This window comes from Mesorhizobium sp. M1027 (genome assembly GCF_040318745.1).
GTDB lineage: Bacteria > Pseudomonadota > Alphaproteobacteria > Rhizobiales > Rhizobiaceae > Mesorhizobium.
Window position 1 is genome coordinate 138,374 of sequence record NZ_JAMYMW010000002.1, and the last position, 23,870, is coordinate 162,243.

The 23,870-nt window shown below is 63.7% G+C and carries 24 protein-coding genes, 1 tRNA gene and 1 pseudogene; 15 read left to right on the forward strand and 11 right to left on the reverse strand.

All coding sequences use genetic code 11. The features are described from left to right. Positions 1–12: 12 nt before the first annotated feature. Positions 13–351, reverse strand: coding sequence for a hypothetical protein (locus NKH50_RS05165; protein ID WP_352877119.1), 339 nt, complete (start codon positions 349–351; stop codon positions 13–15). Positions 352–751: 400 nt separating this feature from the next. On the opposite strand from NKH50_RS05165, the pseudogene NKH50_RS05170 reads away from it, so the two are divergent. Then, a pseudogene (locus NKH50_RS05170) lies at positions 752–1,622 on the forward strand (ferritin-like domain-containing protein). Positions 1,623–1,763: 141 nt separating this feature from the next. Here the strand turns inward: NKH50_RS05170 and NKH50_RS05175 are convergent. After that, a tRNA-Gly gene (locus NKH50_RS05175) sits at positions 1,764–1,838 on the reverse strand. 232 nt (positions 1,839–2,070) lie between these two features. On the opposite strand from NKH50_RS05175, the gene NKH50_RS05180 reads away from it, so the two are divergent. The 4 genes from NKH50_RS05180 (at position 2,071) to NKH50_RS05195 (ending at position 4,821) form a co-directional block, all read left to right on the forward strand. Then, positions 2,071–2,568, forward strand: coding sequence for a prolyl-tRNA synthetase associated domain-containing protein (locus NKH50_RS05180; RefSeq protein ID WP_254817917.1), 498 nt, complete (start codon positions 2,071–2,073; stop codon positions 2,566–2,568). Positions 2,569–2,670: 102 nt separating this feature from the next. Next, positions 2,671–3,663 carry a thioredoxin gene (trxA, locus tag NKH50_RS05185; RefSeq protein ID WP_352877123.1) on the forward strand — a complete coding sequence of 331 codons (993 nt, stop codon included), beginning with the start codon at positions 2,671–2,673 and terminating at the stop codon, positions 3,661–3,663. Between the two features lie 163 nt (positions 3,664–3,826). Next, positions 3,827–4,498, forward strand: a complete 672-nt coding sequence (locus NKH50_RS05190) for an LON peptidase substrate-binding domain-containing protein (RefSeq protein ID WP_023675985.1) — start codon at positions 3,827–3,829, stop codon at positions 4,496–4,498. 83 nt (positions 4,499–4,581) lie between these two features. Further along, on the forward strand, positions 4,582–4,821 hold the full coding sequence (locus NKH50_RS05195; RefSeq protein ID WP_352701201.1) for a Trm112 family protein: 240 nt from the start codon (positions 4,582–4,584) through the stop codon (positions 4,819–4,821). Positions 4,822–4,858: 37 nt separating this feature from the next. On the opposite strand, the gene NKH50_RS05200 is transcribed toward NKH50_RS05195, so the two are convergent. The 3 genes from NKH50_RS05200 to NKH50_RS05210 are packed head-to-tail and all read right to left on the reverse strand — an operon-like array spanning position 4,859 to position 10,642. Beyond that, the gene (locus tag NKH50_RS05200) at positions 4,859–8,167 is read right to left on the reverse strand and encodes an error-prone DNA polymerase (RefSeq protein WP_352877126.1); all 3,309 of its coding nucleotides are present in this window, start codon (positions 8,165–8,167) and stop codon (positions 4,859–4,861) included. Further along, a complete protein-coding gene (locus NKH50_RS05205; protein ID WP_352877129.1) occupies positions 8,164–9,642 on the reverse strand; it encodes a DUF6504 family protein in 1,479 nt (492 codons plus the stop codon). The genes NKH50_RS05200 and NKH50_RS05205 overlap by 4 nt, the downstream gene beginning before the upstream one ends. Then, a complete protein-coding gene (locus NKH50_RS05210; protein WP_352877132.1) occupies positions 9,584–10,642 on the reverse strand; it encodes an ImuA family protein in 1,059 nt (352 codons plus the stop codon). The genes NKH50_RS05205 and NKH50_RS05210 overlap by 59 nt, the downstream gene beginning before the upstream one ends. A gap of 182 nt (positions 10,643–10,824) precedes the next feature. On the opposite strand from NKH50_RS05210, the gene NKH50_RS05215 reads away from it, so the two are divergent. Continuing rightward, positions 10,825–11,247, forward strand: coding sequence for a metallopeptidase family protein (locus NKH50_RS05215; protein WP_023680515.1), 423 nt, complete (start codon positions 10,825–10,827; stop codon positions 11,245–11,247). 276 nt (positions 11,248–11,523) lie between these two features. Here the strand turns inward: NKH50_RS05215 and NKH50_RS05220 are convergent, their stop codons facing one another. Both NKH50_RS05220 and NKH50_RS05225 read right to left on the reverse strand, forming a co-directional pair. Next, positions 11,524–11,730, reverse strand: coding sequence for a DUF1737 domain-containing protein (locus tag NKH50_RS05220; RefSeq protein WP_254817910.1), 207 nt, complete (start codon positions 11,728–11,730; stop codon positions 11,524–11,526). Positions 11,731–11,758: 28 nt separating this feature from the next. Further along, entirely contained in the window at positions 11,759–12,637 is an 879-nt protein-coding gene (locus tag NKH50_RS05225) for an HpcH/HpaI aldolase/citrate lyase family protein (protein ID WP_352877560.1), read from the reverse strand. 281 nt (positions 12,638–12,918) lie between these two features. Here NKH50_RS05225 and NKH50_RS05230 point away from each other — a divergent pair, with 281 nt between their 5' ends. The 4 genes from NKH50_RS05230 to NKH50_RS05245 are packed head-to-tail and all read left to right on the forward strand — an operon-like array spanning position 12,919 to position 17,931. Beyond that, positions 12,919–14,463 (forward strand): DUF4153 domain-containing protein, encoded by a 1,545-nt coding sequence (locus NKH50_RS05230; RefSeq protein WP_352877134.1) that lies wholly within the window; start codon positions 12,919–12,921, stop codon positions 14,461–14,463. 4 nt (positions 14,464–14,467) lie between these two features. Beyond that, positions 14,468–15,160, forward strand: a complete 693-nt coding sequence (locus NKH50_RS05235; RefSeq protein ID WP_352802887.1) for a response regulator — start codon at positions 14,468–14,470, stop codon at positions 15,158–15,160. Beyond that, entirely contained in the window at positions 15,148–16,734 is a 1,587-nt protein-coding gene (locus NKH50_RS05240) for an ATP-binding protein (RefSeq protein ID WP_352877137.1), read from the forward strand. The genes NKH50_RS05235 and NKH50_RS05240 overlap by 13 nt, the downstream gene beginning before the upstream one ends. Before the next feature lie 30 nt (positions 16,735–16,764). Then, entirely contained in the window at positions 16,765–17,931 is a 1,167-nt protein-coding gene (locus tag NKH50_RS05245; RefSeq protein ID WP_352877140.1) for an NAD(P)/FAD-dependent oxidoreductase, read from the forward strand. A gap of 36 nt (positions 17,932–17,967) precedes the next feature. On the opposite strand, the gene NKH50_RS05250 is transcribed toward NKH50_RS05245, so the two are convergent. The 4 genes from NKH50_RS05250 to NKH50_RS05265 all read right to left on the reverse strand — a co-directional run bounded on the left by NKH50_RS05250 (position 17,968) and on the right by NKH50_RS05265 (position 19,769). Then, positions 17,968–18,456, reverse strand: a complete 489-nt coding sequence (locus NKH50_RS05250; RefSeq protein WP_352877143.1) for an SRPBCC family protein — start codon at positions 18,454–18,456, stop codon at positions 17,968–17,970. A 37-nt stretch (positions 18,457–18,493) separates the two neighbouring features. Continuing rightward, positions 18,494–18,940, reverse strand: coding sequence for an SRPBCC family protein (locus NKH50_RS05255; protein ID WP_352479710.1), 447 nt, complete (start codon positions 18,938–18,940; stop codon positions 18,494–18,496). Next, positions 18,940–19,251, reverse strand: coding sequence for an ArsR/SmtB family transcription factor (locus NKH50_RS05260; protein ID WP_352690939.1), 312 nt, complete (start codon positions 19,249–19,251; stop codon positions 18,940–18,942). The genes NKH50_RS05255 and NKH50_RS05260 overlap by 1 nt, the downstream gene beginning before the upstream one ends. Before the next feature lie 92 nt (positions 19,252–19,343). Beyond that, on the reverse strand, positions 19,344–19,769 hold the full coding sequence (locus NKH50_RS05265) for a GNAT family N-acetyltransferase (protein ID WP_352690938.1): 426 nt from the start codon (positions 19,767–19,769) through the stop codon (positions 19,344–19,346). A gap of 155 nt (positions 19,770–19,924) precedes the next feature. On the opposite strand from NKH50_RS05265, the gene leuD reads away from it, so the two are divergent. The 5 genes from leuD to leuB all read left to right on the forward strand — a co-directional run bounded on the left by leuD (position 19,925) and on the right by leuB (position 23,870). Further along, the gene (leuD, locus tag NKH50_RS05270; RefSeq protein ID WP_352877147.1) at positions 19,925–20,530 is read left to right on the forward strand and encodes a 3-isopropylmalate dehydratase small subunit; all 606 of its coding nucleotides are present in this window, start codon (positions 19,925–19,927) and stop codon (positions 20,528–20,530) included. A gap of 61 nt (positions 20,531–20,591) precedes the next feature. Continuing rightward, positions 20,592–21,518 carry an Ivy family c-type lysozyme inhibitor gene (locus NKH50_RS05275; protein ID WP_352877150.1) on the forward strand — a complete coding sequence of 309 codons (927 nt, stop codon included), beginning with the start codon at positions 20,592–20,594 and terminating at the stop codon, positions 21,516–21,518. A gap of 323 nt (positions 21,519–21,841) precedes the next feature. Next, positions 21,842–22,225 (forward strand): RidA family protein, encoded by a 384-nt coding sequence (locus NKH50_RS05280; protein ID WP_254817900.1) that lies wholly within the window; start codon positions 21,842–21,844, stop codon positions 22,223–22,225. 51 nt (positions 22,226–22,276) lie between these two features. Continuing rightward, on the forward strand, positions 22,277–22,627 hold the full coding sequence (locus tag NKH50_RS05285) for a VOC family protein (protein WP_352570210.1): 351 nt from the start codon (positions 22,277–22,279) through the stop codon (positions 22,625–22,627). A gap of 139 nt (positions 22,628–22,766) precedes the next feature. Further along, the gene (leuB, locus tag NKH50_RS05290) at positions 22,767–23,870 is read left to right on the forward strand and encodes a 3-isopropylmalate dehydrogenase (protein ID WP_352701212.1); all 1,104 of its coding nucleotides are present in this window, start codon (positions 22,767–22,769) and stop codon (positions 23,868–23,870) included.

Genomic DNA, 23,870 nt, shown 5'->3' on the forward strand with positions numbered 1-23,870 from the left:
TGCTTCGAAAGCTTATTCGGTTTCGTCGGAAGTGTCGTCGGCAGTGTCTGCCGCGTCATCTGCGGTCTGTCTTGCCAGCGCTGCCTGCAAGGCCAACGTGGCCTGTGGTGAGGCCGGTGTCGTCGCAACGACCGCCGCTGCGTGAGCAACTCCGTGCGTCGACTTGTCCTTGGCCGCGGCGGAAGTGGCGGCTCCGTGTCCCTGCGAGCCGGCCCCGGCCGAGTTTCCGCCGTTGCCGTTGCTGCCGCCATTGCCGTTGCCATTGCCATTGCCGCCGGGAGCAGCGAGGACCGGAGATGCGACAAGGGTGAGAGCGGCTACAGTCGCGAATAGACAGGTGCGCGTTTTCATAGTTCCTCCTTCGAATCGCCCTCCCGCCAGGATGGGTTCCAGATGAAAAACGTCAGGATTTCCAATGTGAAAGCCGGCTGTTACCTAGCTTTGTTCAAATACAGTATTCTGCAAGATGGACCTTGGTCCGAAACCGGCACGCAAAAGTCCTTAATTTTATCGACAGCGTACTTCGGACGACCGCAACGGCTGGATTTTTGCTGCCGTTAGATCCAGCGCCGCTGCAGCGCAGCGTGCGTCGGCTGACATGAGGTTACAATCGAGGAAACCTCGGTGCTCGCCATCCGGCGAGATCATTTAAGGCGATTGAGGAACATTCCACCCTTCGTGAAGTTGGGAGCGCAGGCCCGCTTTTGAGGTGCCAAAATGTTTGATGCCGGCGGGCTTTTGGGAGGAAGCCATGATCCGCGTCACGCCTGCATTTCGTGTTTCACGCCGCGGCATTGCAGTTTGGCCTGGGAGCCACGCTCGCTTCGGCCACCGGGCTTGCCCCGGTTTCCCGCGCCTATGCGCAGGATGAGGTCAAAGACGAAGACATTTTCCGGTTCGCCCTCAATCTCGAATATATGGAAGCCGAATATTACCTGCGCGGCACCACCGGAAAAGGGATCGATGATTCGGATGCCGGCCCGAAGGCCGGCGCTGTGGCTGGCGGCAAACAGGTTCGCTTTGACACGCCTGCAATCGGCGAGTTCATGCGGGAGGTCGCCGAAAACGAACTTGCCCATGTCAGGTTCTATCGCAAGACACTTGGAAGCGATGCCGTCGACCGGCCGGCAATCGATTTCGATGCGGGCTTTGCCGCGGTTGCCAAGGCGGCGGGGCTCGGAGCGGACTTCGATCCTTTCGGCAACCAGATGAACTTCGTGCTCGGCGGCATGCTGTTCGAGGATGTCGGCGTCACTGCCTATGCCGGCGCCGCGCCCCTTCTGAAAAACAAAGATTTCCAGGCCGCCGCCGCTGGCATTCTGGCCGTCGAGGCCTATCACATGGGGATGGCGCGATCGTCGCTTTACCGAATGGGCGAGGATGCCTGGAAGGCCGCCAATGCGGTTTCCGACGCCCGCGACAAGATCGATGGACCGGAAGACAAGGACCAGGGCATCCGAGTGGACGGCAAAGCCAACATCGTTCCATCGACCCCGGATGCAATCGCCTTCACGAGGACGCCGCAAGAAGTGCTTCGGATCGTCTATCTGACCGACCAGAAAGGCGTCAGCAAGGGCGGCTTCTACCCGAACGGAATGAACGGAACGCTCAAAAGCACCTGAGCGGTCTGCGGATGAATCTCGTGGCAAATGAACTTGCGCGCGTGGCCAGGCGATTCGGCGCGCTGCGCCCTGTTGGCGCGCAAAAACGAAAAAGCCGCGGCGGACCGCGGCTTTTCGATGCTTGATTTCCCTTGAGAGAAATGGAGCGGGTGAAGCGATTCGAACGCTCGACCCCAACCTTGGCAAGGTTGTGCTCTACCCCTGAGCTACACCCGCTCGCGCGGCTTTTGGGCCGCAAGCCGCGCCTATATGGCTGAAGAGCGCGGTGATTGCAACAGGGAATTCGCAGGCTTTTTGCTTCGCCTGCAATGCGGAGAAGTGCTCCTCCGGGACGTCGCAAGGCAATCACCCCCGGCGTTGCGCGACGGACTTGTCTTGGCCGCATCATTGGCCGTAAACGGCGTTAGCCGAACAAGCCGTTGAAAGCGGGCCACCAGAAGAAAGACCGATGCCGAAGACCGAAGCCGAACTTTTCGCCTTTCTTGCCGGACTTGGGATCGAGGTATCGACCCGGCGGCATCCGCCGCTGTTCACGGTCGCCGATTCGCAGGCGCTGCGCGGCGAGATTGCCGGCGGCCACACCAAGAACCTGTTCCTCAAGGACAAGAAGGACAATTTCTTCCTGGTCAGCGTCGACGAGGAGGCGGTGGTCGATCTCAAGCAGATCCACCATCTGATCGGCGCTGCGGGGCGCGTGTCTTTCGGCCGGCCGGAGATGCTGATGGAGCTTCTCGGCGTCGTCCCGGGCGCGGTCACGGTGTTCGGGCTGATCAACGACACCGAGCGAAGGGTCAAGGTCGTTTTGGACGAGAAGCTGATGAGCCATGCGGTGGTCAATGCCCACCCGCTGACCAATGAAGCGACGACTTCCATCGCTGCCGCGGACCTGGTCAAATTCGTCGAGGCAACCGGACATGATGCTGTTATCTTGAAAGTCTCGGCGTGATCGCCACATGGGTGACTAAGACCGGGGTGACTGAAACCGGGTTCTAAAGAAGGATGTTGCGCCCGTCCCTTGGCCGGCGGCGCGACCGAAAGGCGACGAGAGATGAGCGATAGCAACCCCTTTGGCGGCCCATTTGGCAGCAATGGCGGCCAGTATGCCACCACCGTGCAATATGGCGGCACCGACGCCGCGCGTGAGAAGGTCGCACTTGCGGAGGCGCCGGCCGATGTCATCAAGGACACAACGACCGCTGGATTTGCTGCAGACGTCATCCAGGAATCGCGTCGCCAGCCGGTGCTGGTCGATTTCTGGGCGCCGTGGTGCGGTCCCTGCAAGCAATTGACGCCGCTGCTGGAGAAGGCGGTGAAAGCCGCCGGTGGCAAGGTCAAGCTGGTCAAGATGAATATCGACGATCATCCATCGATCGCCGGCCAACTCGGCATCCAGTCGATACCGGCGGTCATTGCCTTCAAGGACGGCCAGCCGGTCGACGGCTTCATGGGCGCCATTCCCGAGAGCCAGATCACGCAATTCATTCAGAAGGTCGGCGGCAAGAACGGTGGCGCGCCGCAAGTGGCCGAGGCACTGGCCGCCGCTGCCGAGGCGCGCGACGCCGGTGACGCGCAGACCGCTGCCGACATTTATGATGCCATCCTGGAACAGGCGCCGGAGACGATCGAGGCGATCGCCGGCTTGGGCGATCTGCTGTTCGAGGCCGGCGATACCGAAGGTGCCGAGGCGGTGTTGGCGCGGGCGCCGGAAGCGAAGAAGGATGCGCCCCAGCTCGCCGCGCTGCGCGCCAAGATGGCGCTCGCCGCGCAGGCAGCAGTGCTCGGCAATCCGGCGGAACTGGAACGGCGGCTGGCCGAAAATCCCGGGGATCACCAGGCACGGTTCGAGCTCGCCATGATCCAGAACGCTAAGGGTGATCGCATGGCGGCGGCCGACAATCTGCTGGCGATCATCAAGGCCGACCGCTCGTGGAACGACGACGGCGCCAGAACCCAGTTGCTGCAGCTCTTCGAGGCATGGGGCATGACCGACGAAGCAACGCTGTCGGCACGGCGCAAATTGTCGTCGCTGCTGTTTTCCTGAGCCGGCGCAGACTGTTTTGTCGTGCGGGCTTGCGGTGGGCGGCAGCTGCGCCAGATTAGGTTTTCGGACGGCGTTCGATTTCAGGTTTCCGGTGTTGCGCCTTGTGCCGGCCGGGAGGAGACGGATTTGGTGCGCTTCCTGACAAAGCGATCGGAGGATTGAGGTGCAGGCGGGAAACGCGCATTACCGGCTCGCTGCGGACTTACCGTCGACCATGCCGATCTTTCCGCTCGAGGGCGCATTGCTGCTGCCGGGAGGCCGCATGCCGCTCAACATCTTCGAGCCGCGCTATCTGCAGATGGTCGACGAAGCGATCGCCGGGCCGCGGCTGATCGGCATGATCCAGCCCAGCCTCGACGGTGCACTGCGTCCAGACGGCGAGCCGGAGCTCTGCAATGTCGGCTGTGCCGGGCGCATCATTGCGCTGTCCGAGAGCGGCGACGGCCGTTACCTGATTTCGCTGCAGGGCGTGTGCCGGTTCCGCATTGTCCAGGAACTCACGGTCAAGACGCCGTTCCGCCAGTGCCGGCTGGCACCTTTTCTCGCCGATCTCGACGAGGAGCAGGCAGACGCCGAGATCGACCGGCCGGCGCTGCTCAAAGCGTTTCGCGCCTATCTGCAGGCCAACGATCTGGAGGCCGACTGGGAGAGCGTCAGTCGCGCCGAAAACGCCATGCTGGTCAACGCACTGTCGATGATGGCGCCCTACGGGCCGGCCGAGAAACAGGCGCTGCTCGAAGCGGCCGATCTGAAGACACGCGCCGAGACCCTGATCGCCATCACCGAAATGGCGCTGGCGCGCGACAATGAGGATTTCGGTTCGAGTTTGCAGTAGGTTGGCCCTCCTTCTCCCACAAGGGAGAAGGAGAGGCCGCGCGCAAAACCTGAAGCGGTCGCCTTGTGGAAAGGATGGATCGAATGGCGGATGGACGTGACGGGAACAGGACTGTCGATCCCAAGCTGCTGGAACTCTTGGCCTGCCCGCTGACCAAGGGACCGCTTGCCTGGGATCCGGAGCGCGGCGAGCTTATCTCGCGGGTCGCAAAGCTTGCCTATCCGGTGCGGGATGGCATTCCGATCATGCTGCCCTCGGAGGCGCGTACGATCGCCATTGACGATGCCGTGCCCACGCCACCGCGCCTGGGTGGAACGTCCTGAGTGCTGCGGTTCAGAGCCGCTCCATAGCGATCCCCCTCTATTGAAAATTGCGCCCTTTGGGCATGACCTTCTCTGCCTTTCCCAATAGTTCCGTTTGCGCGATGCTATCGGGCCGCTTCTCCTCGGGGCCGCTCGAAGGTTCATCCACAAGCCTTGCCTCCTCAAGCAGCACCGACAGCCACGGCGTCAGATCCTCGACCTTCTCGGCGACGATATGGATGACGTCCGATTCCGATTGCAGCTTGCCGGTGACGCGGATGAGACGCGCGCCCATGACGATGGGGCGGAAGCGGTTGAAGGTTCTTTCCCAGAAAATGATATTGGCGACCGCATTCTCGTCCTCCAACGTCAGGAAAATCGCCTTGCCATTGCCCGGCCGCTGCCGCACCAGCACGAGGCCGGCGACCGAAACGCGGCGGCCGTCCCGCACCTGGCCGAGCCGCGCATTGGGCGTGACGCCGGACCGATCCAGCCTTTGACGCAGGAAGGCGACCGGGTGTGCCTTCAGCGACAGGCCGAGCGAGCGGTAGTCGTGGACGACGTGCTCGCCGAGCGGCATTGCCGGGAGCCGGGTTTCAGGCTCGAGATCGCGCAAGCGGATCGCCGGCTGATCGAACAGCGGCAGCTTTTCGGCGGCACTCTTGCCGTCGAGCGCGCGGACCGCCCATAGAGCGTCGCGGCGGTTCAATCCAAGCGAGCGGAAAGCGTCGGCCTGTGCCAGTTTTTCGATCTCGTCGACGTTGAGGCCCGAGCGCAGCCAGACATCGCGCACGGATGCGTAGCCGTCGCCGCGTCGCAGCACAAAGGTCTCCATGCGCTCCTTCGACAGGCCCTTGACCTGGCGAAAACCAAGCCGGACGGCATGGCTGGTCCGGATGACGCCGCGCATCTGGGCATGGCGGTCAAGGATACGATCCGGATCGAAAGGCGATTTCTCCAAGGCGCAATCCCAGCCGGAAAAATTGACGTCGACGTCGCGGATCTCGACGCCGTGGTCATGCGCGTCGCGGACAAGCTGAGCCGGCTGGTAAAACCCCATCGGCTGGGAATTCAGGATCGCGGCACAGAACACGTCGGGATAGAAGGTCTTGAACCAGCAGGAGGCATAGACCAGCAGGGCGAAGGAGGCGGCGTGGCTTTCGGGAAAGCCGTATTCGCCAAAGCCTTCGATCTGTTTGAAGCAGCGCTCGGCGAAGTCTTTTTCGTAGCCCTTGGCGACCATGCCGTCGACCATTCTCTTGCGGTAATTGCCGATCGTGCCGGTGCGCTTGAACGTCGCCATGGCGCGGCGCAGTTCATCGGCCTCGCCCGGCCTGAAGCCGCCGGCGACGATGGCGATCTTCATCGCCTGCTCCTGGAACAACGGCACGCCCAGCGTCCTGCCGAGGATTTTTTCCAGTTCCGGCTTGGGGTATTCGGGTTTTTCCTTGCCTTGCCGGCGGCGCAGATAGGGATGGACCATGTCGCCCTGGATCGGGCCGGGCCGCACGATCGCCACCTCGATGACGAGGTCGTAAAAGCTTTTTGGCCGCAGCCGCGGCAGCATCGACATCTGCGCGCGGGATTCGATCTGGAAGACGCCGATCGTGTCGGCACGGCAGATCATGTCGTAGACATGCTTGTCCTCGGCAGGCAGAGTGGCCAGCACATAGGGTTGGCCGTAATCGTCCCGCGCCTCCGGATAATGATCCCGGAGCAGGGTGAAGGCGCGCTGCAGGCAGGTCAGCATGCCGAGCGCCAGCACGTCCACTTTAAGGATTTTCACCGCGTCGAGGTCGTCCTTGTCCCACTCGACCATCTTGCGCTCGTCCATCGCCGTCTTGACGATGGGCACGATCTCGTCGAGCCGGTCCCTGGTGATGACAAAACCGCCGACATGCTGCGACAAATGACGGGGAAAGCCCATGATCTCGTTGGCGCATTCGATCACGTGCCTTGTCGATGGATCGGTCTGATCGAGGCCGCCGGCTTTTGTCTCCTTTTCGCCGAGCTCCGAGGTCGACCAGCCCCAGATCGAACTGGACAGCGCGCTGCGGACGTCATCCGACAGGCCCATCGCCTTAGCCACTTCGCGCATCGCCGAGCGGCCCCGGTAGCTGACGACGGCAGCGGCCAGCGCGGTGCGCTTGGTACTGTATTTGGAATAAATGTACTGGATGACCTCCTCGCGCTTTTCATGCTCGAAATCGACGTCGATGTCGGGCGGTTCGTTTCTTTCCTCGGAAATGAAGCGCTCGAAAAGCGTGTCGATCTTGTCCGGGCCAACTTCGGTGATGCCGATGCAGAAGCAGACGATCGAGTTGGCCGCGGAGCCGCGCCCCTGGCAGAGAATGTTCTGGCTGCGGGCGAATTTGACGATGTCGTGGACAGTCAGGAAATAGCGCGCGTAGTTCAGGCGCTCGATCAGGGCGAGCTCCTCCTCGATGCGTTGCGTCACAAAAGCGGGCACGCCCGAGGGGTAGCGGATGGCGGCCCCCTCCTTGGCCAGCCTTTCCAGCTCGGCCTGCGGCCCGAGGCCCGATTCCGTCGGCTCGTCGGGATAGTTGTATTGCAGATCACTGAGCGAGAAGGTCAGCTCGCCGGCAAAACGCAGCGTTTCCGCCAGCGCTTGCGGATGCCTGCGGAAAAGCCGTGCCATCTCCAGCGGCGGCTTTAAGTGGCGCTCGGCATTGGCCGCCAGCTCCAGCCCCACCTCGGCGACGGGCACATTGAGGCGGATCGCCGTCAGCACGTCCTGCAGCGGGCGCCGTTCCGACGTATGGTAGAGAACGTCGTTGGTGGCCATCAGCGGGATGCCGGCCAGCTCGGCCATCGCCGCCGCCTGCTCGATACGGAAGCGGTCGTTACCGCGGTAATCCGGCGAAACCGCCAGCCTCAGGTTTTCGCCGAAGCGATCCCTGAGCCGGCTAATCAGTGCGAGGCCAGCTTCCGCGTCCGCCGACAGATCCGGCAGTATGGCCAGCGACAGGAGATCGCCCCATTCGAGAAGATCGCTCTGTTTGAGAAGCGTTGCGCCCTTTTCGTTCTCGTCGCGCAGATTGGCCTGTGTCAGCATGCGGCATAGATGCCCCCAGCCCTTGCGGTCCTGCGGGTAGGCGAGGATGTCCGGCGTGCCGTCGCAAAAAACCAGGCGGCAGCCGGGATGATAGGAAACACCCTCCACCTTGGCCTGCTGCCAGGCGCGTACCACGCCCGCCACCGTGTTTCGGTCGGCGAGACCGATCGCCGAAAACCCCAGGAATTTTGCCGCGACCACCAGCTCCTCCGGTTTCGAGGCACCGCGCAGGAACGAGAAGTTCGACTGGATGCCGAATTCGGCATAGGGGATGGCCGTCAGCGCATTCATGCGAAGATCCCATGCATGAACCAGCGCGGCGGGACTTGAGAGGCGCCGTAAAGGCCCTGGCGATAGAGCCAGTAACGGCGGCCGTCGGCATCCTCGATGCGGAAATAATCCCGGGTCGGGGCATCTTCTCGTCCCGCTGCCTCTCGCCACCATTCCGGCGCGATGCGCTCCGGCCCTTCGGCGCGCGCGACCCGGTAGAGCGCGCGCCGCCAGCGGAAGTTCAAAGGCGGGCCTTCCGGCATTTCGGTGGCTGGCACTTCGATCGGCTCGGGCGAACGGAAAAGCCGGATCGGTCGTTCAGGCTGGAAGACGGTCGAGGGAGCGTCCTTCGCCTTGTCCGGCGGCTTCGGCGGCGAGCTTCTCTGCGGCGCCTCCGTGAAGGGAAGGGTGGCGACGGCGCGCTCCGGCAAATGGCTCTCGACGGCGACCGGCTTCAAGACCGCGCCTTCGCCGAGCCGGGCGCGAATGCGGTCGGCAAAAAGCGCGATATCGGCACCGTCGTCGCTCGTCTCGCCGGCAAGGTCTGCCTGCTGCATGTCGTAGGCGGCGGCGGTCAGCACCGAAAGGCGCACGAGATCGAAGCCATAGCCGGCGTCGATATCCCGTTCGAGCGCGGCAAGCCTTTCGTGGAACAATTTCTGGATCAGCCGCGGCTCGCGCAGAGGCCGCGAGGTGCCGACGGCGATGCGGCTAACGCCGCCATCGACGCGGAAAAGCAGCAGCGCCAGCCGCCTTGCGCCCTCGCCGCGACGCTCGAGGTCGCTCTTCAAGGTGGTCGCCAGCATGCCGGTCAGCCGCTCGATGTCCTCGGTCAACATGATCGGCTCGGCAAGGTGACGCTCGACCGAAAGCGGTGCCACCGGCAGGCGCGGCGACACGGCTTCGTCGAGGCGGCCGAGCGCCTGGTCGAGGCGCAAGAGCAGCGATGCGCCGAAGCGGCGGGCCAGCGGCGCGCGCGGTGCTGCCATGACGGCGCCGGCCGTGCGCAGGCCGACGCTTTCGAGGCTGGCGCGGACCTCCGGGTCGATGCGCAGCGCCGCCAGCGGCAAGGGCGCGAGAAGCGCTTCCTCCTCGCCATCGGGCACGATGCGGTCGCCGGCAAACCGCGCCGCCGCCCAGGCAGCACCAGGCGTGGCGGCAAGCCCGGCGCGGACATCGAAGCCCTGATGGAAAAAACGCGCCAGGATATCGTCCAGCATCGAGCGTTCGCCGCCGAAAAGATGGGTGCAGCCGGTGACGTCGAGATAGAGACCGTCGGTCCCGTCGAGCGCCACCAGCGGGGTATAGCGGTCGCACCAGTCGGCGAGGCCTTCGAGCAGGCGCCGGTCGGCCTCCGGATCGGCCTCCACGATGTCGATCGAGGGATGCATGGCGCATGCGTCGGCTATGCCCATGCCGCGCTTCAGATTAAGCGCCTCAGCCCGTTCGTCGAGGGCGGCGATGCGCTGGGTGTTCCCTTGGCGATGGCTGATCACCAGCGGCAGGTGATCCGAGGGCCGGGAACGCCAGGACCGCCCCAGACGCTGCCGCAGGATCCTCTCGGCGGCGAGATGCGGAAACCACAGGGACAGGATTCTTTGGCCGTTCTGGGGCCGATTCCTGAGACCTTCCTTGCTCGCCCCGTCTTTCTTCGAATATGCGTTCATCGGGGTTCCACTCCAGTGTGAATTGTCCGGGCAAGGCCGTGCGGCTCTTGCCGATGGCGACGGTGAAGGCGGGCCGGCCGATCGAGCCGGCGAGCGGCCCGGCGATTGTCTGGCGCGCTGCCGCCGGTGCCGCCGACAGGATGAGGCGGACGGGCGCTGCCGTCGGCTCGGGCTCGCCGGCCTGGCGCAGCAGGAACAGCGGCCGGCCGGCACTCTGCGCCCGGGCGTGCAACCGCCGCGTCGCGGTGAGATCCAGCCGCTGCGGGCTGCCGCGGATTTCGAGGATGACAGCGGCCAACGCCGTCATCCGGGCAGCCTCCTCGGCGACCCACAGCGCATCGAGCAGCCTTGGCGCCTCGGAAAACAGCAATTGTTCCGGCTCGATGCCGAAAAAGGCGTGAAGCCCCCTGGCGTAGGGGAAGCCGGCCTCGCGGAAAACCTCGGATGTGCCGATCCACAGCACCGGCAGTCGCGGGCCCTGGCTGAGGATCAGGCTGACGAGCGCGAGCACAAAGCCGGCGACGGCCCCGGCATCGCGCGTCGCGGCGCCATGAAACTCGCTCAGCGCCGCCTTCGGCAGGCCACCGCTCAGCGCAGCATCGAGGCGCTCCGCGCCGGTGGACAAAAACGCATCCTGCGAAGCCACGGCGAGGCCGCGCCGGACAATAATTAGATTTCGAGGCAATGTCAGAGTCTGGGGGCTGACATCCGCATCAACGGCGGCTGCGCCGGCCGACGCCTCCAGACGCTCGGACAGCGTTCCCTCGATCTTCGCAATCTGGCGGCGCAGGGCAAAAACAGTCTCCCGCGCCACGGCGCTTGTCGCCATGACGGTCAGCTTCCACTCACATTGTTCCTGTTATGTTCCTATAGATTCCAGAGGCCGGCCAAAGAGTCAAGCGGAGTCATGGGGAATTTATTCCTGTAGTGGGGGCGTGGCACGGTCACCCCAGCCCGGCCATTTGCCGAGTCCGGCTCGAAAGCCTATATGCCGGGATCAAAGGAAAAAGCATGGCTCGCATCTACCAAACACGCATCTGGCACGACCAGCTTTCGCCAACGATGGAGGAAATCGAGCTCCTGGCGCTGGAGGCCTACGCCCATCTGCCGGAAGACTTTCGCAAGTTGACCGGCGAGATCGTCATTCAGATCGCCGAATTCCCGACCGACGAGATCATGGACGACCTTTCGCTGGAAACGCCCTTCGACCTGTTGGGGCTGTTCGAGGGGCGCGGCATCGCCGAGCGCTGGAATCCGCAGACCGGCGAAGGGCCGAACCGCATCACGCTCTATCGTCGCGCCATCCTCGACTACTGGGCCGAGAACGAGGAAACGCTGGGCGACATCGTCACCCATGTGCTGATCCACGAGATCGGCCACCATTTCGGCCTGTCGGACGACGATATGGAGAAGATCGAAGAGGCAGCGGAGTGAGCGACCCCGCTCCTCGTCATCCTGGGGCGGAGCAAGGAGCGAAGCGACGCGGCGCAGACCCCAGGATCCATGCCGTGATGGTGGTGCAGTGCTCCGGCGGTGCAGAACCGAACGCCCATCATCCCATTCTGGGTAACGGGGGTGGTAGATCACACTAATCCTGATCCGCCGTGCCCTTCGGCAGAGGTAACGGCATGGATCCTAGGGTACTCCGCGACGTCGCTTCGCGACTGCTACGCCCTAGATGACGAAGGACGAGCGCTTCGGCGAACCTCCCTACCAATCGCTGAGCTTGGTGTCGGGGCCGTATTCCTGGCCCTCGATGTCCTTCACCACGGCCTGGCCGCAGCGCATGGTCCTGGCTTCCTTGTCATAGGCATAGGTCGGCGAGCCGAACAGGTGCCAGCCCTTGTTCAGCGCCGCCGTCACCTTGTGGCAGAAACTGGCATCGTCCGGGCCGGACAGAAAGCGGTAGAGTTTCATTCTTCAATCCTGTTGTCAGTTACGATAATCATGCGCGAACAGCGGCGGCCTTCGCCAGCAGTTTTTCGGCCTGCGCCAGATGCAGCCGCTCGACCATTTTTCCGTTCAGCGCAATCACCGCCTTGCCGGCATTTGCGGCAAGCGCGAAGGCTTCCTTGATCGCGCGCGCCTCGGCCAATGCGTCAGGCGTCGGTGCAAAAGCGCGGTTCGCCGCCTCGATCTGGGTTGGATGGATCAGCGACTTGCCGTCAAAACCCATGGCGGCCGCTTCCGTGCACTCGCGCGCAAACCCGTCCATATCGCGAAAATCATTGAAGACGCCATCGAGCAGGTCGAGGCCGCCGGCACGCGCCGCGAGCACCATTTGCATCAGCCATGGCACGAGATAGCGCCGATCGGGCGTGGCGAGAATGCCGGTGTCTTTGACCAGATCGTTCGTTCCGGCAACGAAACAAACCAGGCGCGAGGCCGGGTCACGACCGAGCTCGGCAATCGGCCCGATATTGAGCAGCGCCTTGGGCGTCTCGATCATCGCCCATAATTTGACCTCGTCCGCGATAAAATTGTCGTCGAGCACGTCGCCGGCCTCGAGGATGTCGCGCGGCGTGTCGACCTTGGGCAGCAGGATGGCGTCGGGCGTGCATTTTGCCGCGGCCAGCAGGTCGTCGGCGCCCCATTCGCTCGACAGCGCATTGATGCGCAACACCATTTCGCGGCGCCGGTTGGAACGGCCGGCGAAAATCGCCGCCAGTTTTTCGCGCGCGGAAAGCTTGTCGGCCGGGGCGACGGCGTCCTCGAGATCGATGACGACGGCATCGCAGGTCAGCGACGGGATCTTGGCCAGCGCCTCGTCGTTCGAGGCCGGAACGTAAAGCACCGAGCGGCGCGGGCGGTAGCTTTCGGTGATCATGTTCGATCTATGCCGCCTGCAGCCAGCCGAGGCAAGCCGTGCATAAAAACTGCACGTAATTTCGGAAAATCTCCTCGTCTCCGCCCCGCTTGCCACCCGGCAGAATGCGACAAGGGCGGCATGCAAGAGCAAACGAACTCCCGTTGGTCCGTGCCGTACCGGCTTCGCCGCGAAAGCTGGTGGCTCGTCGATCCGCCCCAGACTTTGGCAACTCTCCTCCCTTTCGTCCGCAAGTCCCTGCCCACCAGCCGCATCAAAGCCGCCGAGAAAGCCCGATCATGACAGTATTCCTCTCGGCGGCGCCGAGCTATTGCAGCCGCTTCCGCGTTGCCGTCCTGCTCGTCGCGTTGGCCGATTTCTTCTTCTATGGCCAACCGGCGGGCATCACGCTTTTCCTGTTCGGCGTTGCGATTGCCGCGGCGAGCATGGCTCTCCATCCTCTCGGCGTCTTCAAGGATGGCAAGTTCTTGCTCAAGCCGGTTGCGCTGCTTGCGGGGCTGCTGCCGCTCGTGGAAAATGTCAGCGCACTGTCCGTCTCCATTGCGCTGGCGGCGATGGCCGTCTTAGTGCTTTCGCTGGGAGGGCGATTGCGACACGGGCTTGCCCGCGTTGCCGGCCAGCTTTTGACCTTCCTGCTCGCAGCGCCTTTTCGGTTCATCGGCGATTTCTTCCGCTGGCGCACGGCGGCGCGGCGGCTTGGCAGGCGGCGCGTGCGCCTTGCGGCGATCGCCGTCTGGGTCATGCCGCTGAGCCTCGGCGCAGTGTTTCTCGCGCTGTTCGGCGCCGCCAATCCGGTCATCGAATACTGGTTTTCGCTGATTGACCTCTTCGCCCTGCTCAACCTCATGCAGCTGCCGCGTCTTGCCTTCTGGCTGTCCGTGCTCGTCGGCGTATGGGCCTTTCTGCGGCCGCGCCTGCCGCGGTTTCTCCGCCGCCGCAGGGTGTCGCCAGCCAGCGCAGCGGCGACGCCGGCCACCAGGACGACGATCGAGGACATCGTCTTCGGCAAGGCCGCTATCCTCCGCGCGCTCGTCGTCTTCAACATCCTTTTCGCGGTGCAGAGCGCACTCGACGCCACCTATCTGTGGGGCGGCATCGCGCTTCCCGACGGGCTGACCTATGCCGCCTACGCGCATCGCGGCGCCTACCCGCTGATTGTCACGGCACTGCTGGCCGCCGGCTTTGTGCTGGCGGCGCTACGGCCGGGAAGCGCGACCTCCGGCGATCCGCTCATCCGCCGGCTGGTCTATGCCTGGGTGGCGCAGAACATACTCCTGGTCATCTCGTCGATCCTGCGGCTCGATCTCTATATCGGCATCTATGCGCTGACCTACTGGCGTGTCGCCGCCTTCGTCTGGATGGGGCTGGTGGCAGCGGGCCTTGCCCTGATCATCGCCCGCATCGCGCGCGGAAAATCCAACGAATGGCTGCTTTCCGCCAATCTTCTGACGCTATCGGCGACGCTCTATGCCTGCTCGTTCATCAACTTTGCCGCGCTGATCGCCAACTACAATGTCGACCATTCCTTCGAAATGACCGGCCAAGGCACCCAGCTCGACGTCTGGTACCTGCGCTCGCTCGGGCCCGGCGCCTTGCCGGCACTCGATCGTTTCGTCCACCACCAGAGCAGGACGGTCTCCGCGCAGGATGCCTCCATCCGCGAACTCGCCGGCTGGTATGCACAGGACGAAGCACGCTTCCGCGCCGGCCAGGAAAACTGGCGCGGCTGGAGCTTTCGTGACTGGCGGCTCAACCGCGCCCTCGACAGGCGTGGCCCGTTTGTGGTTCCTCCGATGTCCGAACCCTTCATGCCGGGCCGCTGAGTTGATGCCGCACCACATACTGGTCGCCGACGACGATCCGCACATTCGCGAAATCATCTGCTTCGCGCTCGAAAAGGCCGGCATGAAAACGCTGGCAGTGCCGGACGGCGCAGCTGCCTTGCTGGCGATCGAACGCCGTGCTCCCGATCTTGTCGTGCTCGATATCGGCATGCCGGAAATGGACGGGCTGGAAGTGTGCCGGCGGCTGCGCCACACATCCGACGTGCCGGTGCTGTTCCTGTCCGCGCGGGATGAGGAGATCGACCGCATACTGGGGCTGGAAATGGGCGGCGACGACTATGTCACCAAGCCGTTCAGCCCGCGCGAGCTGGTCGCCCGCGTCAACGTCATCCTGCGCCGCGCCCGGCCTGGGCCCGAACCAGCCGACGACCGGCAATTCTCTCATGGCAGACTGGCGCTGGTGCCGGCAAGCCATACAGCCAGCTTCGACGGCAAGCCGCTGGCGCTGACCTCGATCGAATTCGCGATCCTGAAAGGGTTTCTGGCGCGGCCGGCGCATGTGCTCGGCCGCGACATGGTGATGGCCAATGCCTATGCCGCCAACATCCACGTCGCCGACCGCACCGTCGACAGCCATATCCGCAACATCCGCGCCAAGCTCGCGGCCATCGGCTGTGTCGATGCGATCGAGACCGTGCATGGCGTCGGCTTCCGGCTCGGCCGATGCGGGAGTTGAGCGCCCGAAAATGGATTGGCAGCAAATGGCGGCCACGGCTTGCCACGGTCGTCATTGCCATCCTGATCATGGTGATGGCGCTGCCGCTGGCCGGCCTGTTCTTCTTCCGGCTCTACGAGAACCAGCTGATCCGCCAGACCGAGGCCGAGCTGATCGCACAAGGTGCCGCCCTTGCCGCGATCTATGCGCAAGAGGTCCGTGAGGCCGGCCTTGCCCCGGAAAAGCTCGGCACATCCATGCCTCCACCCAGTACAGGGGATCGGGCTTCTCCCTACCAGCCAATCGAACCGCGCCTCGATCTTGCGTCCGACAGGATCCTGCCAACCCGGCCAGCAGCCACGGCGGCCAGCGTCGATCCTGCCTTCGCGGCAATCGGCGCGCGGCTGTCGGGCATTCTTGCCGAGACGCAGAAAACCACGCTGGCCGGCTTCCGGCTGCTCGATCCCGAAGGCGTGGTCATCGCCGGCCGTGAGGAGGCCGGCCTGTCGCTCGCCGCTGTCGAAGAAGTTCGCGCAGCGCTTGCCGGCCGCTACGCCAGCGCGCTCAGGCTGCGGGTGCCGGACCAGCCTTCGCCGCCGCTCTATTCGGTCAGCCGCGGCACCAAGGTTCGCGTCTTTGTCGCCATGCCGGTTGCCGTTGCCGGCAAGGTCGCCGGCGTGGTCTATCTGTCGCGGACGCCCAACAACATCGTCAAGCATCTCTATGGCGAGCGCGGCAAGGTGGCGCTGGCGGCAATTGCCATTCTAGGCGGCACGCTGCTGATCGGGCTGGTTTTCCTGCGCACCGTCAGCCGGCCGATCTATGCGCTGATGGAACGCACGAATCGCATCGCCGCCGGCGACCGCGCGGCGATCAGGCCGCTTGATCACCACGGCACGCGCGAAATGGCGGCGCTTTCTGCCGCCTTCCTCGACATGGCCGAAAAACTGCATGCACGCTCCGACGGCATCCAGACTTTTGCCACCCACGTCTCGCACGAGCTCAAATCGCCGCTGACGGCGATCCAGGGCGCCGCCGAACTGTTGCGCGATTCGGGCAGCGCGATGGACGAGGCCGAACGGCGGCGCTTTTCGGACAATATCGTCACCGATGCCGGCCGGCTCAATCTGCTGGTGCGCCGCCTGCTCGACCTGGCGCGCGCCGAGAATCTCGAGCCCAGCGGCGAAAGCACGTCGCTCACTGCTGCGCTGGCGCTGCTGCCGGCCGACGACAGGCTGGCGGTGCGCCTCGAGGCGGGCGCCCGGATCGGTCTGCGCATATCGGCCGAAAACGCGGCGATCGTGCTGGCCAACCTCATCGACAATTCGGCGCGGCACGGCGCAACGCTGGTTTCGATCACGGCCGCAAGCGCGGACGGCAAGGCCACCATTGTGGTGGACGACGACGGCGCCGGCATTTCGCCCAGCAACCGAGGCCGCATCTTCGAGCCGTTCTTCACCACGCGCCGCGATTCCGGCGGCACCGGCATGGGCCTCGGCATCGTGCTGGCCCTCCTGAAAGCGCATGATGGCACGATCCGGCTGGTTGACTCCGCGAGCGGCACGCGCTTCGAGATCATCCTGCCGGCGGCGTGACTCGGCGATTCAGACCGGAAGGGCGAAAAGGTGCATTACGACATCGTCATCATCGGTGGAGCCATCGTCGGCTCGTCGGTTGCCTATTACCTGCGCGAGGAAGGGTTTTCGGGCTCGATTGCACTTGTCGAGCGCGACCCGCAATTTTCTCATGCGGCGACCACACTGTCCTGCGCCTCCATCCGCCAGCAGTTTTCGATCCCGGAAAACATCCGTCTGTCGCAATTCACGCTGAAACTGTTCCGGCGGCTCAGGGAAGAGTTTGGCGCGGACGCCGATATCGGCTTTCGCGAAGGCGGCTACCTCATCCTTGCCGGCGAGAACGGGCTGCCGATCCTGCGGGCCAACCACGAGGCGCAGATGGCCGAGGGCGCCGACATCGTGCTCGAGGATGCCGAGGCGCTCGTCCGCCGCTTTCCGTGGCTGTCGGTCGAGGGCATTTCCGCCGGCGCCTATGGCCGCAGCGGCGAAGGCTGGTTCGACGCGCATGCGATGCTGATGCTGTTCCGCAAGGCACTGCGAAGCAAGAACATTGATTTCATCACCGCGTCGGTGACCGGTATCGAGCGGCAGGGGAAGCGCGTCGCCGGTGTGACCCTCGACAATGGCGAGCGGCTCGAGGCCGGCACCGTCGTTAACGCCGCCGGGCCGAATGCCGGCAAGGTGGCAGCAATGGCCGGGCTGGCGCTGCCAGTGGAGCCGCGCAAGCGCAACGTCTTCGTCTTCGAGGCGCGCGAAAAATATGACGACATGCCGCTGCTGGTCGACCCGAGCGGCATCTATGTCCGCCCGGAGGGCTCGGTCTACATCACCGGGGGCGCCGAGGCGGAAGAGGGCGAAGGACCGGCCGATCCCGCCGACTTCGACCCCGACTGGCCGCTGTTCGAAGAGGTGATCTGGCCGGTGCTGGCGACCCGCATTCCAGCCTTCGAGGCGATCAAGCCGACGCGCGCCTGGGTCGGCCATTACGACTACAACACGCTCGACCAGAACGCGGTGATCGGCCCGCACCCGGAGGTCGGCAATTTCCTCTTCGCCAACGGGTTTTCCGGTCACGGCTTGCAGCAGGCTCCGGCGGTCGGCAAGGCGCTGGCCGAACTGATCGTGCATGGCGGCTATCGCACGGTGGATTGCTCGGCGTTCGGGTACAGCCGGGTCGCCGACGGGCGGCCGTTTCGGGAATTGAATGTAATTTAACGCTGGCGCGAAGGGATGCTACCGTTGCTTGGTGGATTAAGCCGCCGCCAAGCCGCCCGTACCAAGATACGCCTGAAGCCAGCCCAGCACCTGGGCCCAGCCTTCGGCATGCTTCGTCGCGGCAGCAGCGAGGCCGGCGAAGCCGCCATGGCAGATGGTGACGCGTGTGCCGCCGGCGATCGGCTCCAGCAGCCAGGCGACTTTGGTTTCGCGGCGGCCAAGCGTCGGATGGTCCCAGCCGTATCTGCGCGTCTGCACGATCCGGCGCGGCTCTTCGATCTCCAGGAATTCGCCGCTGGCGGGCAGGTGTCTGCCGGCCGCCGTCTCGACGGTGACGCTCCAGCGGCCGCCGACGTGGAGGTCGGCCGTCCATCCGGTCATCCGGTAGGTCTTGGCGGACCCCCACCAGCGCTCGACCTCGCGTGTAACGAGCGCGTCAAAGATCCGCTCGGGCGGCGCGCAAACATCGGCGCTCGCCATAACGGTCTTGCCATTGGTCATGCTGTGCACCGCGGCACTGTACATCGCCTGTCTCCAGAAACGTTTCGCTATCGGAACAACCTCAAGCCTTCGACGCCGGGCGCGACAGGCCTTTGCCGGTTTCGAGCAGGCTCTTCAGGCTGGACAGGATGAGCGGCCAGCCGTTCGCCACATGGCCGAGCAGCTTGTGCGGTCCATCGGCTTCGTGTGTGATGGCGAGCTTCACCATCTCGCCCTCCTGCTCGATGGCGAAGGTGCAGCGTGTGTAGCCGTCCGCCTTGACCTCGGGCATGAACTCGTTGCGCCATTTGAGCACGATGCGCTTGGGTGGATCGATCTCGAGGACCTCGCCGCTGTCGGTGACGCGGCCGTCGGTGTAAACCATCTTCCACGCCGAACCTTGTTTCCAGTCGCTTAGCATCTGGGCGCCGAGGAAATATTGCCGCTGGAACTCCGGCTCGGTCAGCGCTTGCCAGAGTTTTTCGGGCGAGGTGCGGATGTAGGTGACATAAACGAAAATGTTGCTCATCAGTCTTCCCTTTCGAGGCGTTTCTTCAAATCGCTGAGGGCGCCCAGTCGCCCCCGCTCGAATTTGCCGATCCAGCGTTCGGCGATCTCGTTGATGGGAACCGGATTCAGATAATGTTGCTTCTCGCGTCCCTGGCGGATGGTGGTGACGAGGTTTGCTTCTTCCAGGATCGCCAGATGCTTGGTCACCGCCTGGCGCGTCATGTCCATCTCACCGCACAGCGCGTTCAGCGTCTGCCCGTTCCTTGCATGAAGGCTGTCCAGTAATCGCCGACGTGTCGGGTCGGCCAAGGCGCGAAAGACGGCATCCATGCTCATGACCCTAATATGCAACCATATGGTTGCATGTCAAGAGGCAGAACCTTGGCCGAGGATGCGCAGGTTGAGGTCGCTGAAAGTGGATTTCAGCGCTTGCGGCCGAACCAGAATGCGTTGGGCATGCGCTCCATGCCGATACGCTCATAGAAGCCGACGGCGTCGGGCATGGAGATCAGGCTGATGGCGACGGACGGTCCGAGTTGCCGGCGTGCCTCATCCATCAGGCCCTTGCCGATACCCAGCCCTTGCGCCGATGCAGAAACAGCGAGCTCGGAGATATAGCAGACCCAGGAAAAGTCGGTGATGCCGCGAGCGACACCGACCAGCGGCTTGCCTTCTGTGTCGAGACGCGCGGTGAGCACCAAATTGGCCGCTGACAACATCGCCTTCAATCGAGTGTTGTCATCGACGGGCCGTGTCTCGCCGAGGCCGGATTCCACCAGCACGCGGCGGAACTCGGCGGTGCCGAGGTCCGGTTCGCTGGCGTAGAGGACCGTGGATCGCGTTGTCATGTCGATAAAAGTGCACCATGGGCCGGTGGTTTTGAAGCGTTTTGTGTTTCGATCGACGACGGAAGTCCAGAAACAGCCGCCTTTTATTTGCCCGCGGCTTTGTGTAAACCGGGCGCCAGCAATTCCCCGCAACGAGAAGAAGACGGGCAAGAACCATGGAAAAATTCACCAAGCTCACCGGCGTCGCCGCGCCGATGCCGATCGTCAATGTCGACACCGACATGATCATCCCCAAGGATTATCTCAAGACGATCAAGCGCACCGGGCTCGGCACCGGCTTGTTCGCCGAAATGCGCTACAAGGACGACGGTTCGGAAGACCCGGACTTCGTGCTCAACAAGCCGGCCTACCGCAAGGCGCAGATCCTGGTCGCCGGCGACAATTTCGGCTGCGGTTCGAGCCGGGAACATGCACCGTGGGCGCTGCTCGATTTCGGCATCCGCTGCGTCATCTCGACCTCGTTCGCCGACATTTTCTACAACAACTGCTTCAAGAACGGCATCCTGCCGATCACCGTCAGCGCTGAAGACCTGGAGAAGCTGATGGACGATGCGTCGCGCGGTTCCAACGCGACGCTGTCGGTCGATCTCGAGACCAAGGAAATCCGCGGGCCGGACGGCGGCGTGGTCAAGTTCGACCTCGACGAGTTCAAGCGCCACTGCCTGCTCAACGGGCTCGACGATATCGGTCTGACCATGGAGAAGGCTGGCGCCATCGCTTCGTTCGAGAAGAAGAATGCTGCTGAGCGCCCCTGGGCCTGAGCGGTACGATGACCTGGCCGCGACAGACCGGGTTCGTGGCGGCTGAACGGAGGGGACAGTCATGACACGTTCGCTTCTTGCAGGGGCCTGCGCGCTGGCGTGGATTCTGATGCCAGTGGCAGGCGCGCATGCACAGACCGATACGGTGCTCGTGCCGGCTGACGATGCGTCCGGCGGGGCCGACCAGGGCGCGTTGAGCAATGCGGCCCTAGCCGACAATGACAAACAGGCGCCGATCCCGTTCGAGGGTGGCCAGCTGACCATCACCCAGGAGGAAGAGTACGGGGAACGGGTGCTCGCCTTCGACGGCAAGGAACTGGCGCGCAATTACGACGTCTTCTTCGACAAGGTCGTCGAGGTCGGCGGTGTCAAGGTGGCGCTGGTCGATGTCGGCGACGGCGGCAATCAATGCGGCCCGGCCAAGGTGATCGTGTGGAAGCCGGAAGGCGGCACGATCCAGACGACCACGGTCGAGCAGGATGAATGCGGCGCACCACCGGCCGCGATCTCCGACAGCGCCATCTATTTCGTACCCTATCTTTTGCCGGGCGATTCCAAGCCGGCGCTGCAATGGTCGCCGACGGACGGGCTGACGACGTCCGGTAATCTGACCTACATGCCGGAGCCGGGCACGGAGTGGAAAGACGTCGATCCGTCGAAATACGACAACATCATTGATGCCTTTCACAACGAGGCCGTCTACAGGCTAGCCGAGACGCTGCTCGGCAAGGACATGCCCGACATGGCGACCAGCCTGCTGGTCGGCGGCGGTACTGAGGAGACCGCTTCGGGCGCCTTTTTTGCCAGCGGCTGCGTGCCGCATGATTGCGGCGGCAATGACGGTTTCATGGCCGTCGACCCGGTCAACCATAAGCTCTATTTCGCCCGCCGCGGCGACAAGCCCGAGCCGGACGCGTGGCCGGCGGTGAGTACATGGCCGGCCGACGTCAAGGAAGCGCTGGACAAGGCGCTGGGGTCGGCGAATTAAGGTTTCGACAAGGGGTCGCAACTGCGCATTCGTCATCCTCGGGCTTGACCCGAGGATCCATGCCGCGACCGTTGTCGGAAGGCGCGGCTGAGCAGAAAATTCTGCACCGTGGCAAAGCCCATGATGTCTCGGCATGGATCCTATGGTCTACGCTGCGTCGCTACGCTCCTTGCTCCGCCATAGGATGACGACGGATAGATGCTCCGGCCAATCTCCAAGGTTTGCGTCTTGCCGCCTCGTGACAACAATTTGCCTAGCTTGGCTCATGACCCGCCCGGCCCCCCTCTGCTAGACGACGCTCAGCAACCCAACGAGGCCGCCCCATGCGAAAACTGATCTCCACCGGTTCGCCCTTCGAGAAGACCGCCGGCTATTCGCGCGCCGTGGTGCAGGGCGACTGGTGTTTCGTGTCCGGAACGACCGGCTACGATTATGCCACTATGACGATGCCGGAGACGGTCGAGGCGCAGACGCGTAATTGCCTCGCTACCATCGCCAAGGCATTGCAAGACGGCGGCTTCGAAATGGCCGATGTGGTGCGGGCACATTACTATATCACCGATGCGGCTTTCGTGGATGTGGTGTTCCCGATCCTCGGCGAGGCCTTTGGCGAGATCAGGCCGGCGGCAACGATGATCGTGTGCCAGCTCAACAAGCCGGAGATGAAGATCGAGATCGAGGTGACGGCGCTGCGGCGCACAGCCTGATGCCTGTCACGGTTGCGACAACGACACGGTTAGCACGAGGATCGGCCCATGGTGAAGGTCAGGCGCATCGTTGCAAACATAGACACGCAGGATATCGCGGCGGCAAAACCCTTCTATCAGGATGTGCTCGGCCTCGATCTCAAGATGGATATGGGCTGGATCGCTACCTACGGCTCGCAAGAGACGATGTCCGTGCAGGTCAGTTTCATGGCCGAAGGAGGGTCAGGAACGCCGGTGCCGGACATCTCTATCGAAGTCGACGACGTCGATGCCGCGCTTGAAAGCATGAGGACGGCCGGCTTTGCCATCGAATACGGTCCGGCGGACGAACCCTGGGGCGTGCGGCGCTTCTTCGTACGCGACCCGTTCGGCAGGCTGGTCAATATTCTTTCGCATCTGTAGGCGTTTTGGCTTGAGCATCGGATTCTGCCAAAACCGGTTTCCACTTTTGGGTCCGATGCTCTGAACCGCAGGGTTGCGCGCCGGCTGCTTGGCGTTTAGCAAGGCCGCGTTCATGCGCTAAACAATCGGGACGGTTCTCATGGCTTCGAAAAATCTTCTCCTGCTTGCCGGCGACGGCATCGGCCCCGAGGCGATGGGCGAGGTGAAGAAGCTGATCGCCGCCATGAACGACAGGCTCGGCAGCGATTTCGTCACCGATGAGGGCCTTGTCGGCGGCTGCGCCTATGACGCGCATGGCGCGGCGATCTCCGATGCCGACATGGCCAAGGCGATGGCCGCGGACGCAGTGCTGTTCGGCGCCGTCGGCGGACCGAAATGGGATGCGGTGCCTTACGAGGTGCGCCCGGAGGCGGGTCTGCTGCGGCTGCGCAAGGACATGGAGCTGTTTGCCAATCTCAGGCCGGCAATCTGCTATCCGGCGCTGGCGGCGTCCTCCTCGCTCAAGCAGGAGGTGGTCGAAGGGCTCGATATCCTCATCGTGCGCGAGCTCACCGGCGGCGTCTATTTCGGCGAGCCGAAGCAGATCATCGATCTCGGCAACGGCCAGAAGCGCGGCATCGACACCCAAGTCTACGATACGTTCGAGATCGAGCGCATTTCGGGCGTTGCCTTCGAGTTGGCACGCACGCGCAAGAACCACGTCACCTCGATGGAAAAGCGCAATGTGATGAAATCTGGCGTGCTGTGGAACGAGGTCGTCACCCAGACGCACAAGGCGCGCTATGCCGACGTCAAGCTCGATCACATGTTGGCCGATGCCGGCGGCATGCAGTTGGTGCGCTGGCCGAAGCAGTTCGACGTCATCGTCACCGACAATCTGTTCGGCGACATGCTGTCCGACATCGCCGCCATGCTGACCGGCTCGATCGGCATGCTGCCGTCCGCCTCTCTCGGCGCGCCGGATGCGAAGACAAAAAAGCGCAAGGCGCTCTACGAGCCGGTGCACGGCTCGGCACCCGACATCGCCGGCAAGGGCATCGCCAATCCGATCGCCATGATCGCCTCCTTCGCCATGTGCATGCGCTATTCCTTCGGCATGGTTGAAGAGGCCGACCGGCTGGAAGGCGCGATCGCCGCCGTTCTCGACCAGGGCTTGCGCACCAGGGATATTCATTCGCCGGGGATGACCGAGGTCGGCACCGCTGAGATGGGCGACGCGATCATCGCCAAGTTCCTGGGCTGA